Origin of the sequence: Bradyrhizobium tropiciagri, from assembly GCF_018130505.1 — a bacterium.
Taxonomy (GTDB): domain Bacteria; phylum Pseudomonadota; class Alphaproteobacteria; order Rhizobiales; family Xanthobacteraceae; genus Bradyrhizobium; species Bradyrhizobium tropiciagri_B.
Window position 1 is genome coordinate 363,089 of sequence record NZ_JAFCKH010000006.1, and the last position, 14,475, is coordinate 377,563.

Consider the following 14,475-nt stretch of genomic DNA (forward strand, 5'->3'; position numbering starts at 1 on the left):
CGCCATTCCATCGAGGAGGCAAGCCAAAACAACATTAGGTCCGCCCCGGGAACTCCGCTAGAGAGCGGTGCGTTTTCGGCCATGCTTCCCCGAGATTAGAAAGATACGAAGTGCTGACAAATATTGTCGTCTCCGTTGTCAAGACGTGCACGCGCTTTGCTCTGCCTGTTGTCATTTTCTCCGTGCTCCTGTCGGTCGGAGCCAGCATCTACGCGGCGCGCAACTTCTCGATCAACACGGACATCAACAAGCTGATCTCGCCCGATCTGGATTGGCGCAAGCGCGACAACCAGTTCGAGGAGGCGTTCGACCGCGAGCGGCTGATCCTGGCCGTGGTCGAGGCGCAGACGCCCGAGCTGACCAGCGCGGCGGCGAAGGCGCTGGCCGAAAAGCTGCAGGGCGACAAGAAGAACTTCGAGGCGATCACGCCGCTCGGCTCCGGTGAATTCTTCGAAAAGAACGGCCTGCTGTTCCTGCCCACCGAGGAGGTCGCCAAGACCACCGGGCAGCTCGAGCAGTCGGCCCCGCTGGTCGAGATCATGGCGGGCGATCCCTCGATCCGCGGCCTGACCGGCGCGCTCGAGACCGGCCTTGCCGGCGTCAAGCGCGGGCAGGTCAAGCTCGACAACGCGGCGCGCCCGTTCAACCAGATCGCCGAAACCGTCGAGACCGTCCTCGCCAAGGGCGATGCCACCTTCTCCTGGCGCGAGCTAACCAGCGACCAGCCGCTGACCGATTCCGACAAGCGCGCCTTCATCGAGATCAAGCCGATCATCGACTATTCGGCGCTGGAGCCGGGCAAGGGCGCAACCGATGCGATCCGCCAGGCGGCGGCCGAGCTGAAATTCCCGACCGAGTATCACGCGCGCGTTCGCCTCACCGGACCCGTGCCGATCGCCAACGAGGAATACGCCACCGTGCAGGACGGCGCGATCACCAACGGCATCGGCACCGTGGTGATCGTGCTGATCATCCTCTGGATGGCGTTGCATTCCGGCAAGATCATCTTCGCCGTGTTCGTGAACCTGTTCATCGGCCTCGTCGTCACCACGGCGGTCGGCCTGATGATGGTGGGCTCGCTCAACCTGCTCTCGATCGCATTCGCGGTGCTGTTCGTCGGCCTCGGCGTCGACTTCGGCATCCAGTTCAGCGTGCGCTACCGCTCCGAGCGCTTCAAGAACGACAATCTCACGCTGGCGCTGGAGAACGCCGCGCGCCGCTCGGCGGTGCCGCTGTCGCTCGCGGCGATGGCGACCGCCGTCGGCTTCCTCTCCTTCCTGCCGACCGACTATCGGGGCATTTCCGAACTCGGCAAGATCGCCGGCGCCGGCATGCTGGTGGCGTTCATCTCCAGCATCACGGTGCTGCCGGCGCTGCTCGACCTGCTCAATCCGCCGGGCGAGAAGGAGCCGGTCGGCTACGCCTTCCTCGCGCCGGTCGATCACTTCCTGGAGAAGCATCGCATTCCGATCATCGTCGGTACGATCCTCGTCTCGGTCGCCGGTCTGCCGCTGCTCCACTACATGAAGTTCGACTTCAACCCGATCAATCTGCGCAACAAGAATTCGGAATCGATCGCGACCTTCCTTGATCTGAGGAAGGATCCGAACACCGGCGCGAATGCCATCAACGTGATGACGCGTTCCGAAGCCGATGCCAAGAAGATCGAAGCCAAGCTCGAGAAGCTGCCGGAAGTGTCGCGCGTGATGTCGCTCGACAGTTTCGTGCCGCAGGATCAGCCGGCCAAGCTGAAGCTGATCGCGCAGGCGGCCAAGACGCTGGGTCCGGCGCTCAATCCGGACTCGGTCGATCCGGCGCCGTCGGATCAGGAGAATGTCGAAGCGCTGAAGAGCTCGGTCGACAGCCTGCGCAAGAACGCGGGCGACGGCAAGGGCCCGGGCGCGGTTGCGGCGCGCCGGCTGGCCGATGCGCTGCAGAAGCTCGCCGATTCGAGCCAGGCGGTGCGGGACAAGGCGCAGGCCGTCTTCGTCGCGCCGATGAAGATCGTGTTTGATCAGCTCCGCAGCACGCTGCAGGCGCAGACCGTGACGCTGCAGAACCTGCCGCCGGAACTGGTCGCGAGCTGGAAGACCAAGGACGGCCTGATGCGGGTCGAGGTGGAGCCGAAGGGCGATCCGAACGACAACGCCAATCTGCGCCGCTTTGCCGACGCGGTGCTCGCCGCCGAGCCGACCGCGATCGGCGGACCGGTGTCGATCCTGAAGTCGGGCGATGTCGTCGTGGATGCGTTCATCCACGCCGGCATCCTGGCGCTGCTGGCGATCAGCGTGCTGCTGTACCTGACGCTGCGGCGCGTGGTCGACGTGCTGCTGACGCTGGTGCCGCTGTTGGTCGCGGGCATCGTCACGCTGGAGATCTGCGTGCTGATCGGCCTGCCGCTCAACTTCGCCAACATCGTCGCGCTGCCGCTGCTGCTCGGCGTCGGCGTCGCCTTCAAGATCTACTACGTCACGGCGTGGCGGCAGGGCAGGACGAACCTGCTGCAGTCGAGCCTGACGCGCGCGATCTTCTTCAGCGCGCTGACCACGGCAACCGCGTTCGGCAGCCTGTGGCTCTCGAGCCATCCCGGCACCGCGAGCATGGGCAAGCTGCTTGCGCTGTCGCTGGTCACGACGCTTGCCGCGGTGCTGCTGTTCCAGCCGGCGTTGATGGGCAAGCCGCGCGAGGTCGGTAGCGACGCAGAGCAGGGCGACGACGTCACCTGACGCGTTGCGGCGCTTCGACAAAGGCCCCGTTCCGATGGAACGGGGTCTTTTGATTCCTGGTGTAAAGCGTTAGCGCGACGGGGTCGGCCGCGCGATGTCGGGAAGCAGACAGATATCGCCGACCGGGTCAGCCGGCGGCGCACCGGCGGCCTGCTTCTGGCCGCTCTTGGCGGCCGGCGGCGGCGCGGCGCCGGTGGTCTTGGGCGGCACGGCCGATTTCGGCGCGGCGCCCTTCGCGGCCGGATTGCCTGCGGTGCTCACCGGAATCGGCGGACCGACACGGGTCCAGGTCTGGCCACCGCAGAGGAACCCGAGCACGCAGCCTTGAATTTCAAGCTGGTCGGTGCCGATCGGCTTGATGGTCGCGCTGTAGGTCTGGCCGTCGCGCGAGTTGTAGACTTGGCCTTCCCACGAGTCGACGCCGGGCTTCTTCTTCATGTCGATCAGGATCGGCATGCCGAGTGTCGGCCGGCTTTGCTTGGCCGGATCGGGATTGTTCTTGTCGGTGCCGCCGGGGGTTTTTTCCCAGGCCACCGCACCCCACATGTTGCCATTACATTGGGCAACGCGGATGTTGGCGAAACCGTCTGCATCCCTCCAGTCGCCCGTAGGGTCCGCAGCCAATGCAGGTGTTAATACGGTGGCCAAAAATAAACCTGAAAAGGCTATTGTACGTGCGAAAGTTCTTGGGCAGTGCAACATGGTCCAAACCTGTGCTTAACTCGACGATCCGAGCGGGGGGCAAAACGCCGCTATCGGGCGTTTTATGTTGACGCAATGGCCATCAACCGACGTATGTAGCGAATGGTAAGTTCCAATCTAGACGTTTCCGAGATTTTTGTGGAGCGAGAGGGGCAACGCGGTGCCATGCACACGCGTCACCTCAACGAGCAGCTCGTTCGTGTTCTCAAGACCATCGGCTACGACGTCGGCTTCCAGAAGGGGCAAGGCCAGTACCTCTTCGATCGTCAGGGGGCTCGCTATCTCGATCTATTGAGCGGATTTGGCGTTTTTGCGATTGGCCGGAATCATCCGGCCTTGCGCGAGGCGCTGAAGAGCGTGCTCGACGCCGATCTGCCGAATCTCGTGCAACTCGACGTTTCGACGCTCGCCGGTGTGCTCGCGGAACGCCTTTTGGAACATGTTCCATACCTGGACAAGGTGTTTTTCGCCAATTCCGGCGCTGAAACCGTCGAAGCCGCCATCAAGTTCGCGCGCGCCGCGACCGGCCGCCCCGGCATCGTGTATTGCGCGCATTCGTTCCACGGACTTTCCTATGGCGCGCTGTCGCTGACGGACGATTCGAACTTCCGCAGCGGCTTCGAGCCGCTGCTGCCCGGTTGTACGCCGATCCCCTTCAATGATCTCGAGGCGCTCGAGAAGGCGCTGTCGTCGCGCCAGGTCGGCGCCTTCATCGTCGAACCGATCCAGGGCAAGGGCGTCAACCTGCCGACCGACGAGTTCCTGCCCGGCGCGCTGGCGCTGTGCCGCAAATACGGCACGCTGTTCATCGCCGACGAAATTCAGACCGGCATCGGCCGCACCGGCAAGTTCCTCGCCGTCGAGCATTGGAACATCGAGCCCGACATGGTGCTGCTCGCCAAGGCGCTGTCCGGCGGCCATGTTCCGATCGGCGCGCTGCTGACGCGCAAAAGTATCTTCGACAAGATCTTCAACCAGATGGATCGTGCGGTCGTGCACGGTTCGACATTCGGCAAGAACGATCTCGCGATGGCCGCCGGCATCGCGACGCTCGACGTCATGAAGGCCGAGAAGCTGGTCGAGCAGGCCGCCAAGCGCGGCGCGGAGCTCCGCCTCGCGCTGACCCGCATGGTGCCGGGCTACGAGCTGATGAAGGAAGTCCGCGGCAAGGGCCTGATGATCGGCGTCGAGTTCGGTCCGCCGAAATCGCTGCGACTGAAGGCGTCGTGGAACCTGTTGGAGACCGCCAACAAAGGTCTGTTCTGCCAGCTCATCACGGTGCCGCTGTTCAAGGATCACAAGATCCTGACCCAGGTCGCCGGCCATGGCCTGCACACCATCAAGCTGCTGCCGCCGCTGACGATCACGGAAGAAGATTGCAGCTGGATCGAGAAAGCGTTCGACGAGGTGATCGCCGGCAGCCACAAGGTCCCCGGCGCGATCTGGTCGCTCGGCAAGACGCTGGTCGACAACGCGGTGCGCAAGTCGGCGTAATAGCAAAGACCCGGTAGCCCGGATGCAGCGAAGCGAAATCCGGGGTTCTCGAAACTTGTGAGACCGGTCCCGGATTGCGCTTCGCTGCATCCGGGCTACGCGGCTGGTCGACAACGCGGTGCGCAAGTCGGCGTAATAGCAAAGACTCCGTAGCCCGGATGCAGCGAAGCGAAATCCGGGGTTCTCGAAACTTGTGAGACTGTCCCGGATTGCGCTTCGCTCCATCCGGGCTACGCAGCTGGTCGACAACGCGGTGCGCAAGTCGGCGTAAAAGCAAAGACTCCGTAGCCCGGATGCAGCGTAGCGAAATCCGGGGTTCTCGAAACTTGTGAGACCGGTCCCGGATTGCGCTTCGCTTCAACCGGGCTACGCAGCTTCAAAATCCAGGCCAAGCACTCCGGCGAGCCTCCGCGCGTTTTGCCGCTCCGGCGGGCCTTGCGGATGATCGCCCTGTGCGCTACGCTATCAACAATATCAACCTAAGATTTAGATTAGTATCTGCTGATCGGCGGCCAATGACATTGGCGCGCCGCGCTGACCTATCTTTGCAATTATCGATGACCGGAGCATTCTGCCATGCCGTCTCGCCTCCGCCCGATTCAACGCGCAAGCACTGCACGGAAATTGATGCACCGGATCGGTCCTGCGCTGCTGCTGCCGCTCGCCGGAGCGGTGCTGCTGTCGGCCGGCGGGCAAAGCGCGCTAGCGCAACGTGCCGAACGCGCGGTGGTCGATCCGCCGGTGGCCAAGGCGCGGAGATCTGCGCCTGAAATCTCCATCACGGCGCAGCCGGAAGCCGCGGGCCCGCGCGCCGGCGCAGCGGTCGGACACGAGGCGGTGTTCGCCTTCAACATCCAGTACACCGAAGCCAAGATCTACAATCCCGGGACCAACCAGGACGATCCGGTGAAGCTGCGCTCCTACCGCGACGTCCATGAGACCGAGCCGCCGAAGATTCCGTTCGTCGCGCCGACCATCGAGATCTTTCCCGGCGAGACGGTGCGCATCACGCTCAACAACGACAAGCTGCCGGCGGATCCGAAATGTCCGCCGGGCAACAGCGACGTCAATGATCCGAACTGCTTCAACCGCACCAATCTGCACGCGCATGGCCTCTGGGTCAGTCCGACCGGCAACAGCGACAACGTGCTGCTGAGCATCAACCAGGGCGTCAGCTTCCAGTATGAATACAACATCCCGCCGGATCATCCGGCCGGCACCTACTGGTATCATCCGCATCGGCACGGCTCGACCGCGCTGCAGGTATCCAGCGGAATGGCCGGCGTGCTGATCGTGCGCGGCTCGCGGTTGCCGGGCGCCGACATGCCCGGTGACGTCGACACTCTGCTGCGCTATGTCGACGGGCGCAGCTTCCGCGAACGTCCCGTCCTGCTGCAGCAGATCCAGTACGCCTGCCGCGACGGTGCCGGCAAGATCAAGCAGGACAACACCGGCCTCTATATCTGCGACCCCGCGACCGACGTCGGCGGCATCGAGGGATACGATCAGTTCGGCCCGACCACGTGGCGCAATTCGGGGCGCTACACCAGCATCAACGGCGAAGTCGTGCCGACATTCGAGGGTGCGAAGGCCGGCGAGATCGAACGCTGGCGCGTCGTCCATGCCGGCGTGCGCGACACCGTCAACCTGCAGTTCAGGAAGATGAAGGACGGCGCCGAGCCCTATGCATCGGTTGCGACGCAGCAGCAGGAGGATTGGCTGACGCGCAACTGTCCGGGTCCGGCGCTTCTGCCGCAGTTCGCGCTGGCGGCCGACGGATTGACGCGCGCGCAACTGGTCGAGCGGACCTCGAGCACGCTGCAGCCGGGCTACCGCGAAGACATGCTGATCGTGTTTCCGGAGGCCGGAAACTATTGCGTGCTCGACGGCGCCGCGCCGGCGGCCAGCACGGTCAACAGCCAGGCCAAGAGCCGCCAGTATCTCGGCCGCGTCGCGGTGGCGCCGGGCACCGCCGTTCCGGACATCCGCGCCCACATTCAGGCGCAACTGCTGGCGGCCGCCGACCGCTTCATGCCGCCGTCGGTCAAGCAGCGGGTGAAGGACGATCTCAGCAACGGCCTGCGGCTGCGGGCGTTCGTCGCGCATCCCGACATCGCCGACGGCGAGATCAAGCCGCCACAGCGTGAGGCGCGCTTCGAGATCGGAGCCGGCGGCTTCATGATCAACGGCAATCCGTACAAGCCCGACCGGATCGATCAGCTGTTGCCACTTGGTGGCGTGGAGGAGTGGAAGCTGTCGACCGCCAACGCGTTCGGGCATCCGTTCCACATCCACGTCAATCCGTTCCAGATCAGCAGGATCATCAATCCCGCGGGCCAGGATGTCAGCGAGACCGGCGATGCGAACGAGCCGCAATACGCCAATCTCAAGGGTGTCTGGAAGGACACGCTGTTCATCCGCCAGGGCTACACGGCCTTCGTGCGGACGCGCTACCAGCGCTATATCGGCGACTTCGTCCTGCATTGTCACATCCTCGATCACGAGGATCAGGGCATGATGCAGAACGTCAGGATCGGGATTCCCGACGGCGCGGGCTCAGTGGCGGCCAGTCATCATTGACGGGCGCGCCGCGCTATCCTTCCTTGTTCGCGCGCATCGCGGTCTCGAACTTCTCGCCGAACTCGGCGAGCTCGTCGGCGCCGAGATCGCTGACCGCCCAGTAGTTCAGGCCGCGGTCGCTCCAGCGGCGGATGTTGAATCCCTGCAGCGTGTTGGTCTTCGCCGCGCGCCGCTCGGTGTCCGCAGTCTGCGCCACGAACAGGTTGATGACGTGCTGGCGCCGCTTGTAGACCACGGCGCCGATGGCGCGGGCGTCGACATAGTCGAGCCGGCCGCCGATCAGGGTGAAACCCTGCGCGGTGAGGTCGATCACCGGCGGCGAGACGTCGAGCTTGCCGTTGAACCACGGCTTCACCGTGTGCTGGTCGGTCGAGATCACGTCGGTGAGATGGCCGGCCTGCAGCGAGCGCAGATGCGCCGACACCACCTCGGCCTCGACGCGCTGCTCGTCGTCATTGCGCAGCACGATGGCGACGAGCCCGGTCGCGGCGATCGCCGAGACCGCAGAGCCCATCGCAAAGCCGCGCAGCACGGCGCGCCGGCTCGGTACCGCCTGCGGCAGCGGGCGCGGCTGCGCTTGCGGCAGTGCCTCCTCGATCCGGCGGCGCAGCGCGGGCGACGCCTTGTATTGCAGGTCGGTCTCGGCCATGGCCTGGCGGATCTCGCGGTACTCCGTCGTCAGCGCGGCGCAATGCGCGCAGCCCTCGATATGGGCTTCGACCTCGCGCGCATGGCCGGCGTCGAGCTCGCCGTCGATCAACGCGTGAAGCAGCACTTCGGCTTCCTCGCAGGTCATTTCACTCGCTCCTGTTCCGCAAGCCAGGCTGATCGCAGCATGGCGCGGGCGCGTGCGAGGCGCGACATCACGGTGCCCACGGGCACGGCGGCGACATCGGCGATCTCGCGGTAAGAAAGGTTCTGGATTTCCCTGAGCACGAAGGTCTCGCGGAACGGCTCGGCGAGCGCCGCGATCAGCTTGCGTACGGTGTCGCCGTCGAACCGGCGCAGCAGCTGCCGCTCCGGCGTCTCGGTCGGCTCATTCCACATCGGCGCCTGCTCGGCGGTCTCCGGCAGGTCGTCGCTGGGGGCGGGCGCGGATTTGCGCCGGGCAAATTCGGCGCGGCAGACGTTGCGCAGGATCGCGAACAGCCACGGCTTCATGGCGGGTCCCCGATAGCTGTCGAAATGCTTGTAGGCACGCAGATAGCATTCCTGCACCGCATCCTCGGCGTCGGCGGCATCGCGCAGCAAATAGCGCGCCAGCGTATAGGCCTCGTCGAGATAAGGCAGCGCGGCCTCGCGAAAGCGCCGCGCTTTTTCGGGATCGTCGTCCGACGCTCTGACAGCCATCGTGTCCTGACCGGCATTTCCAGAAGGCGTTCGCGTCCGGCCGGGGGCGGAAGCCCACCGGCCGGACGGGGGTGTGATGATCTGGCTTGCCAAATTAGCCAACCTTGATGCTGCCTGTCATGTGCGGATGCAGCGAGCAGAAGTACTTGTACTCGCCGGCTTCCGTGAAGGTGAACGAAAATGTGCCGTCGGTATCCATCGTCTTGGAGCGGAATTTGCCCGCGCACACCACGGTGTGCGGGATGTCGTCGCGGTTGGTCCAGGTCACGGTGCTGCCGACCTTGACATCGAGCTTGGCCGGCTCGAACACGAAATTGTCGATATGAACCGCGATGTCATCCGCGCGCGCCGCGGACACGGGCAGGAGCATGGTCGCGACCACGGCGATGCCGAAGTCGCGGCGATTGATCGTACTCATCTCCCGTATTCCCTTTAGCCCTGCAGCGGCGTGTCGATGATCGCGAGGCGCTCGGTGCCCTGCTTGAAGTTGATGCTGGCGACGCCGAGCATACTGCGGAGCTTGGCATCCTCGACCTTCATCGGGCCGGGCGAGGGCGCGGCGCCCGGCGCCGGCTGCGGGAAGGCGGTGGAGCGCGCGGTGTGGAAGGTGACGTTGCCCTCGACCTTCTGCATCACCTGGTGGATGTGGCCGTTGAGCACGGTGACCGAGCCGAAGCCCTTGACGTATTCGAGCGCGCGGCCGCCGTCCTCGGTGCCCCAGCCCCATTGCGGATACACCGTCCACAGCGGGATGTGGGCGAACAGCACGATCGGCGTCGACTTGGAGCGGCCCTTGAGGTCGTTCTCCAGCCACTCGAGCTGCTCGTTGCCGAGGTTGCCGAGGCCGCCGCCCTTGAGGTCGACCACGTTGACGAGGCCGATGAAGTGCACGCCGCCGGCATCGAAGGAGTACCAGCCGGCGCCCTTGGTGCCCTTGCCGTAACGCTCCTTGTAGAGCTTGACCTCTTCGTCGATGAAGTCGTGCTCGCCCGGCACGTAGTGCACGTCGAGCTTGGCCTGCGAGATGATGCGGTCGGCGTCGTCGAATTCCTTGGCCTTCGACAGATGCGTGATGTCGCCGGTGTGGATCATGAATGACGGCTTGGCCGACATGCCGCGCACGTGGTTGATGGCTTCTTCCAGCGTGCCGAGGGCGTTCGGGTTGGCCGGCTTGTCGAAGCCGACATGGCTGTCGCTGATCTGCAGGAAGGTCATTCCGGCCGGCTCGGCGGCCGCGGCTGAGCCGACGATGCCGAGCGAGTGCGGTACGCCGCCGGTGATCGTCCAGAGGACGCCGGTGCCGGCCCAGGTCATGCATTCCAGCACCTTGCGTCGGCTGACGCCATTGCCGTCGTGATGGTCGTGATCGTGTCCGCTCATGGCAACATCTCCCGTGGCCCCAGTGATTTGGGTTTCCGCAGAATGTGATTGGACACCGCGGGGCTTTATTCCCGGCCGCCGTGGCACGCCCGGTGGCGGCGATGACGATTTCGTGAGCGGCGCCGGCCGGCCACAGGCCCTGCCGCGCGACAGGTGGACGCAACGACACAATGCGGCGTTGAAGCCGCGAACATCAGGGACTAACGCTCCGGCAAACAACGCATCCGAGGGAGGCGACCATGGGCAACATCACCGGCGGCTGTCATTGCGGTGCCATTCGCTATGAGGTGGCGGGGGAACCCATCGTCCACGCGCTCTGCCACTGCACCGATTGCCGGCGCCACGCCGGCGCGCCGATGGTCGGCTGGACCATGTACACCGAAGACGCGGTCAAGCTGACCAAGGGCCAGCCCAAGGTCTACCACTCGTCCGAACACGGCCGCCGGCACTTCTGCGCGGATTGCGGCACCGGGCTGTTCTACGTCAACGGCAACATCATGCCGGGGATCATCGACATCCAGAGCGGAACCTATGACGACCCCGATGCGGTGCCGGCCACGGTGCACATCCAGGTCGCCGAGCGGCTGCGCTGGATGGAGGACGCGCACCATCTGCCGACCTTCGAGCGCTATCCGCCGCAGGGATAGCCGATCGGGCGCCGTTGCCCGGCGGCCACACCCCCAGGCGCAACACAGCTGTCTTGCAACCGTCAGCATAGTGTCAGCGCCGGTGGGTAAAGGTGGCGCGCCAATTCCCGTCACACTCGGCAGATCGCCGGCTGGCTGACGCCGGGCACCGCGACAAGCACGAAGAAACGGTTCCAGTACTGCGTGAGTAGCGTCCGCCGTCCCCGCAAGGGGACGGCACTTTCTTTGTCGCCTCCGGTTCTATCCTCAGCGCATCGCGAACCTTCTGAGCGCCTCGACAAGCAGCTCCGGCGCCTCCTGCGCGACGCAGTGCCCGACCCCGTCGAAAGTTTGGCGGCTTGCGTGTGGGATCAGCGCGGAGGCGCGCTCGGCCATCAGCTTGTAGACCGGCCACGACTGCTCGGCGGTGGTGATGCAGACCGGGCAGGTGATCCCGGACAGCCACGGAAACGGATTGCCTCTGCTGTCGCCGGCATAGATCTGCTCCATCGCCTCCATGATCGGCACCAGCAGCGCCGACTCGATCTCGGGCGTGCAGTAGAGGCGCATGCGGCCGTCGTCGAGCCTTGCAAAGCCGTTGTCGACATAGGCCCGCAGCGACGGCTCGGTCCATGGCGCAAAGGCGGGCGCGGTGCGCAGCCGCTGGAACAGGGCGTCCGCGCTGTCGAACTCGGCCCGCCGGCGCAGCGTGCCCTGCACCGATGCCTTGGACATCTCGCTGAGGCCGGCCGCGCGCGGCGCGTGCGGGTCCATCACGGTCGGCTCCATCACGAACAGCCGCGCAAAACGATCCGGCATCAGTCTGGCCGCAAGCAGCAAATCGGTGGCGCCGGCGCTATGGCCGATGCCGTAGACGTCGCGCAGATCGAGGCGCTCGATCACCATGCAGAGGTCGTCGCAGAAGTCCCGGAAATGATAGTGATCGGCAGACGGCTTGTGGCTCAGGCCGTGCCCGCGGCGGTCGAGCGCATACACCGTGTAATCGGCCGCCAGCGCCTCCGCCACCTCGCTCCACACTTCGGCGACAAAGCCGGTGCCATGCAGCAGCAGCGCCGGCGGCTTGCCCGTGTCAGGCGCGCCCCATCGCGCCAGCGCGATGTGTGCGCCGGCATCGCCAACGAGGATGCGCTGTGGATGAATCATGTCTGGGTTGTCACCAGCATCACCGTGACCCTGCTACGCTGCCGCGATCAGCGTAATCCGGCCCATCCCGCCCCGTTTGTGGCGCGGCTTCAACCGGATCTCCACGTCCTGATCGAATGCGGTCAGCATCCGCATCAGCCGTTCCACGGATACGAGCTTGAAATGGCCTCTCAGAAGTTTTGACAGATCGGGCTGTTTCATTGCAACGAGCTTGGATACCTCGATCTGGGTCAACTCGCGTTCGGCGATCAAGCGCTTCAGCTGAACGACGAGTTCGGCCTTCAGCTGATGTTCCTCCGCATGAGGGAGGCCGAGGTCGGCGAAAATGTTGCCGGAGCCTTTGGTGTGAGCGGGCAGCTTTTTCTTTGTGCTCATCATCGATCTCCTTTCATCGCCCTGTGAATGGCTTCGGCATCACGCAATCGCTGCCGGATCAGGTCCATGTGTCGCTGCGGTGTGGCGATCCCACGCGTTGATTTTTTCTGAAACGCATGCAGGACATACAGGGTACCTTCAAATCGGATCGCGTAGACCGCCCGATAGGTATCGCCGTCGAAATTGTCGCGAAATTTCCAGAACGCCGCTCAGTCCCTTCAACTGCTTTGCGTTGTGCGGATGATCGCCAAGCTGAGCTTCGAACAGCGCCTGGCCAATCTCGCTACGGACCGCCGCGGGGAAAGCCCTCAGGTCTTTTTGGCTCGAGCCGACGAAGACGGCCGGCTTGATCGGGCGCGCGACATCATTCACGGGATTATAGTAATATTACTATAGGCGCGCGTCAATGGCGGAGCCGATACAACGGCTACCGCGCGTCCTGCAGGATCATCGCCGCGCCCTTCTCGGCGATCATCGCGGTCGGGGTGTTGGTGTTGCCCGAGGTGATGGTCGGCATCACCGAGGCATCGGCGATGCGCAGGCCGTTGAGGCCGTAGAAGCGCAGCCGTTCGTCGACCACGGCCATCGGATCGTTGGCCGTGCCCATCTTCGCGGTGCCGACGGGATGGAAGATCGTGGTGCCGATATCGCCGGCGGCCTTTGCCAGCGAGGCGTCGTCGTCGCCGACAGACGGGCCGGGCAGGAATTCCTCGGGGTGATATTTTTCCAGCGCCTTCTGCTTCATCAGCTTGCGTGTGGTGCGGATCGCGTCCGCCGCGACCTGACGGTCGTCCTCGGTCGACAGATAATTCGGCGCGATCGACGGCTTGTCGTCCGGCGTCGCCGAACGAATCCGCACGGTGCCGCGCGAGGTCGGCTGCAGGTTGCACGCGCTGACCGTGATCGCGGGGAAGCGATGCAGCGGATCGCCGAACTTGTCGAGCGACAGCGGCTGCACGTGGAACTGGATGTTGGCGCGCGAGCGCGTCGCATCGGAGCGCGTGAAGATGCCGAGCTGCGAGGGCGCCATGGTCAGCGGCCCGCGGCGGCGGAACGCGTAGTCGAGACCCATCAGGCCACGGCGGAACAGATTGTAGTAGGTCTCGTTCAAGGTGCGCACGCCCGACACCTTGTAGATCGCGCGCTGCTGCAGATGGTCCTGCAGATTGCGGCCGATGCCGTGCACGTCGGCGACGATGTCGACGCCGAGCGGCGACAGCCATTCCGACGGACCGATGCCGGAGCGCTGCAGCACCTGCGTGGTGCCGATCGCGCCGGCGCAGAGGATCACTTCGCCCCTGGCGCGCGCCTCCACCGTCTCGTCGCCCTGGCGAAACAGCAAGCCGGCGGCGCGGCCGCTCTCGATGATCAGGCGGTCGACCAGCACGTTGGTTTCGAGCCGCAGGTTCTGGCGGTTCAAGACGGGCTTGAGGAAACCGCGCGCCGACGACCAGCGCCGGCCGCGCTTCTGGTTGACGTGGAAATAGCTGGTGCCTTCATTGTCGCCGGTGTTGAAGTCGGGGATGCGCTTGACGCCCATCTCCTCGGCGGCATCGCCGACCGCATCGAGGATCTGCCACGACAGCCGCGGCGCCTCGATGCGCCAGCCGCCGCCGGCGCCGTGATGCTCGCTCTCGCCGAGGAAATGATCCTCGAGCTTCTTGAACGCCGGCAGCACGTCGCTGTAGCTCCACCCCGAGAGGCCGAGCTGGCGCCAGTGATCGTAATCTGCGGCCTGGCCGCGCATCGAGATCATGGCGTTGATCGCCGACGAACCGCCGATCACCTTGCCGCGCGGATAGCTCAGCGCGCGGCCATTGAGGCCGGGCTCGGCCTCGGTCTTGAACATCCAGTCCGAACGCGGATTGCCGATCGCAAAGAGATAGCCGACCGGGATGTGGAACCAGATCCAGTTGTCCTTGCCGCCGGCTTCCAGCAGCAGCACGCGCTTTTTCGAATCGGCCGACAGGCGATTGGCCATGATGCAGCCGGCGGTGCCCGCGCCGACGATAATGTAGTCGAAATCACCCTCGAGCCTTCGCGGCATATCCTCGTTCCCGGCAAGCGTCTCTTGTTGA

Annotated in this window: 14 protein-coding genes; 4 read left to right on the top strand and 10 right to left on the bottom strand. The window is 64.8% G+C overall.

The window, feature by feature from the left end:
* Positions 1-110: 110 nt before the first annotated feature.
* Positions 111-2,726, top strand: coding sequence for an MMPL family transporter (locus JQ633_RS17910; RefSeq protein ID WP_211986372.1), 2,616 nt, complete (start codon positions 111-113; stop codon positions 2,724-2,726).
* Positions 2,727-2,795: 69 nt separating this feature from the next.
* Here JQ633_RS17910 and JQ633_RS17915 read toward each other — a convergent pair whose 3' ends face one another.
* Positions 2,796-3,428, bottom strand: a complete 633-nt coding sequence (locus JQ633_RS17915; RefSeq protein WP_211986373.1) for a DUF2147 domain-containing protein — start codon at positions 3,426-3,428, stop codon at positions 2,796-2,798.
* Positions 3,429-3,530: 102 nt separating this feature from the next.
* Between JQ633_RS17915 and hpnO the strand changes: the two genes are divergently transcribed.
* Positions 3,531-4,922, top strand: a complete 1,392-nt coding sequence (gene hpnO / locus JQ633_RS17920; protein ID WP_211986374.1) for an aminobacteriohopanetriol synthase HpnO — start codon at positions 3,531-3,533, stop codon at positions 4,920-4,922.
* A gap of 627 nt (positions 4,923-5,549) precedes the next feature.
* Positions 5,550-7,502 (top strand): multicopper oxidase family protein, encoded by a 1,953-nt coding sequence (locus JQ633_RS17925; RefSeq protein WP_211986375.1) that lies wholly within the window; start codon positions 5,550-5,552, stop codon positions 7,500-7,502.
* Positions 7,503-7,515: 13 nt separating this feature from the next.
* Here the strand turns inward: JQ633_RS17925 and JQ633_RS17930 are convergent, their stop codons facing one another.
* The 4 genes from JQ633_RS17930 to JQ633_RS17945 form a co-directional block, all read right to left on the bottom strand.
* A complete protein-coding gene (locus tag JQ633_RS17930) occupies positions 7,516-8,298 on the bottom strand; it encodes an anti-sigma factor family protein (protein ID WP_211986376.1) in 783 nt (260 codons plus the stop codon).
* Positions 8,295-8,852, bottom strand: a complete 558-nt coding sequence (locus JQ633_RS17935; RefSeq protein WP_211986377.1) for a sigma-70 family RNA polymerase sigma factor — start codon at positions 8,850-8,852, stop codon at positions 8,295-8,297. The genes JQ633_RS17930 and JQ633_RS17935 overlap by 4 nt, the downstream gene beginning before the upstream one ends.
* Before the next feature lie 94 nt (positions 8,853-8,946).
* The gene (locus tag JQ633_RS17940; protein ID WP_211986378.1) at positions 8,947-9,270 is read right to left on the bottom strand and encodes a cupredoxin domain-containing protein; all 324 of its coding nucleotides are present in this window, start codon (positions 9,268-9,270) and stop codon (positions 8,947-8,949) included.
* 14 nt (positions 9,271-9,284) lie between these two features.
* The gene (locus tag JQ633_RS17945) at positions 9,285-10,232 is read right to left on the bottom strand and encodes a metallophosphoesterase family protein (protein WP_211986379.1); all 948 of its coding nucleotides are present in this window, start codon (positions 10,230-10,232) and stop codon (positions 9,285-9,287) included.
* 239 nt (positions 10,233-10,471) lie between these two features.
* On the opposite strand from JQ633_RS17945, the gene JQ633_RS17950 reads away from it, so the two are divergent.
* Positions 10,472-10,879, top strand: a complete 408-nt coding sequence (locus JQ633_RS17950) for a GFA family protein (RefSeq protein ID WP_211986380.1) — start codon at positions 10,472-10,474, stop codon at positions 10,877-10,879.
* A 246-nt stretch (positions 10,880-11,125) separates the two neighbouring features.
* On the opposite strand, the gene JQ633_RS17955 is transcribed toward JQ633_RS17950, so the two are convergent.
* From JQ633_RS17955 to JQ633_RS17970, 5 genes are read right to left on the bottom strand one after another with little or no spacing between them, the layout of a single operon-like run.
* Positions 11,126-12,022 carry an alpha/beta fold hydrolase gene (locus JQ633_RS17955; RefSeq protein WP_211986381.1) on the bottom strand — a complete coding sequence of 299 codons (897 nt, stop codon included), beginning with the start codon at positions 12,020-12,022 and terminating at the stop codon, positions 11,126-11,128.
* Between the two features lie 33 nt (positions 12,023-12,055).
* Positions 12,056-12,400 carry a helix-turn-helix domain-containing protein gene (locus tag JQ633_RS17960; RefSeq protein ID WP_211986382.1) on the bottom strand — a complete coding sequence of 115 codons (345 nt, stop codon included), beginning with the start codon at positions 12,398-12,400 and terminating at the stop codon, positions 12,056-12,058.
* Positions 12,397-12,546, bottom strand: coding sequence for a type II toxin-antitoxin system RelE/ParE family toxin (locus tag JQ633_RS35525; protein WP_349631572.1), 150 nt, complete (start codon positions 12,544-12,546; stop codon positions 12,397-12,399). Before JQ633_RS35525 ends, JQ633_RS17960 begins: the two co-directional genes overlap by 4 nt.
* The gene (locus tag JQ633_RS35530) at positions 12,536-12,769 is read right to left on the bottom strand and encodes a hypothetical protein (RefSeq protein ID WP_349631570.1); all 234 of its coding nucleotides are present in this window, start codon (positions 12,767-12,769) and stop codon (positions 12,536-12,538) included. Before JQ633_RS35530 ends, JQ633_RS35525 begins: the two co-directional genes overlap by 11 nt.
* A 55-nt stretch (positions 12,770-12,824) precedes the next feature.
* Positions 12,825-14,444 carry a GMC family oxidoreductase gene (locus JQ633_RS17970; RefSeq protein ID WP_211986383.1) on the bottom strand — a complete coding sequence of 540 codons (1,620 nt, stop codon included), beginning with the start codon at positions 14,442-14,444 and terminating at the stop codon, positions 12,825-12,827.
* Between the last annotated feature and the right edge of the window lie 31 nt (positions 14,445-14,475).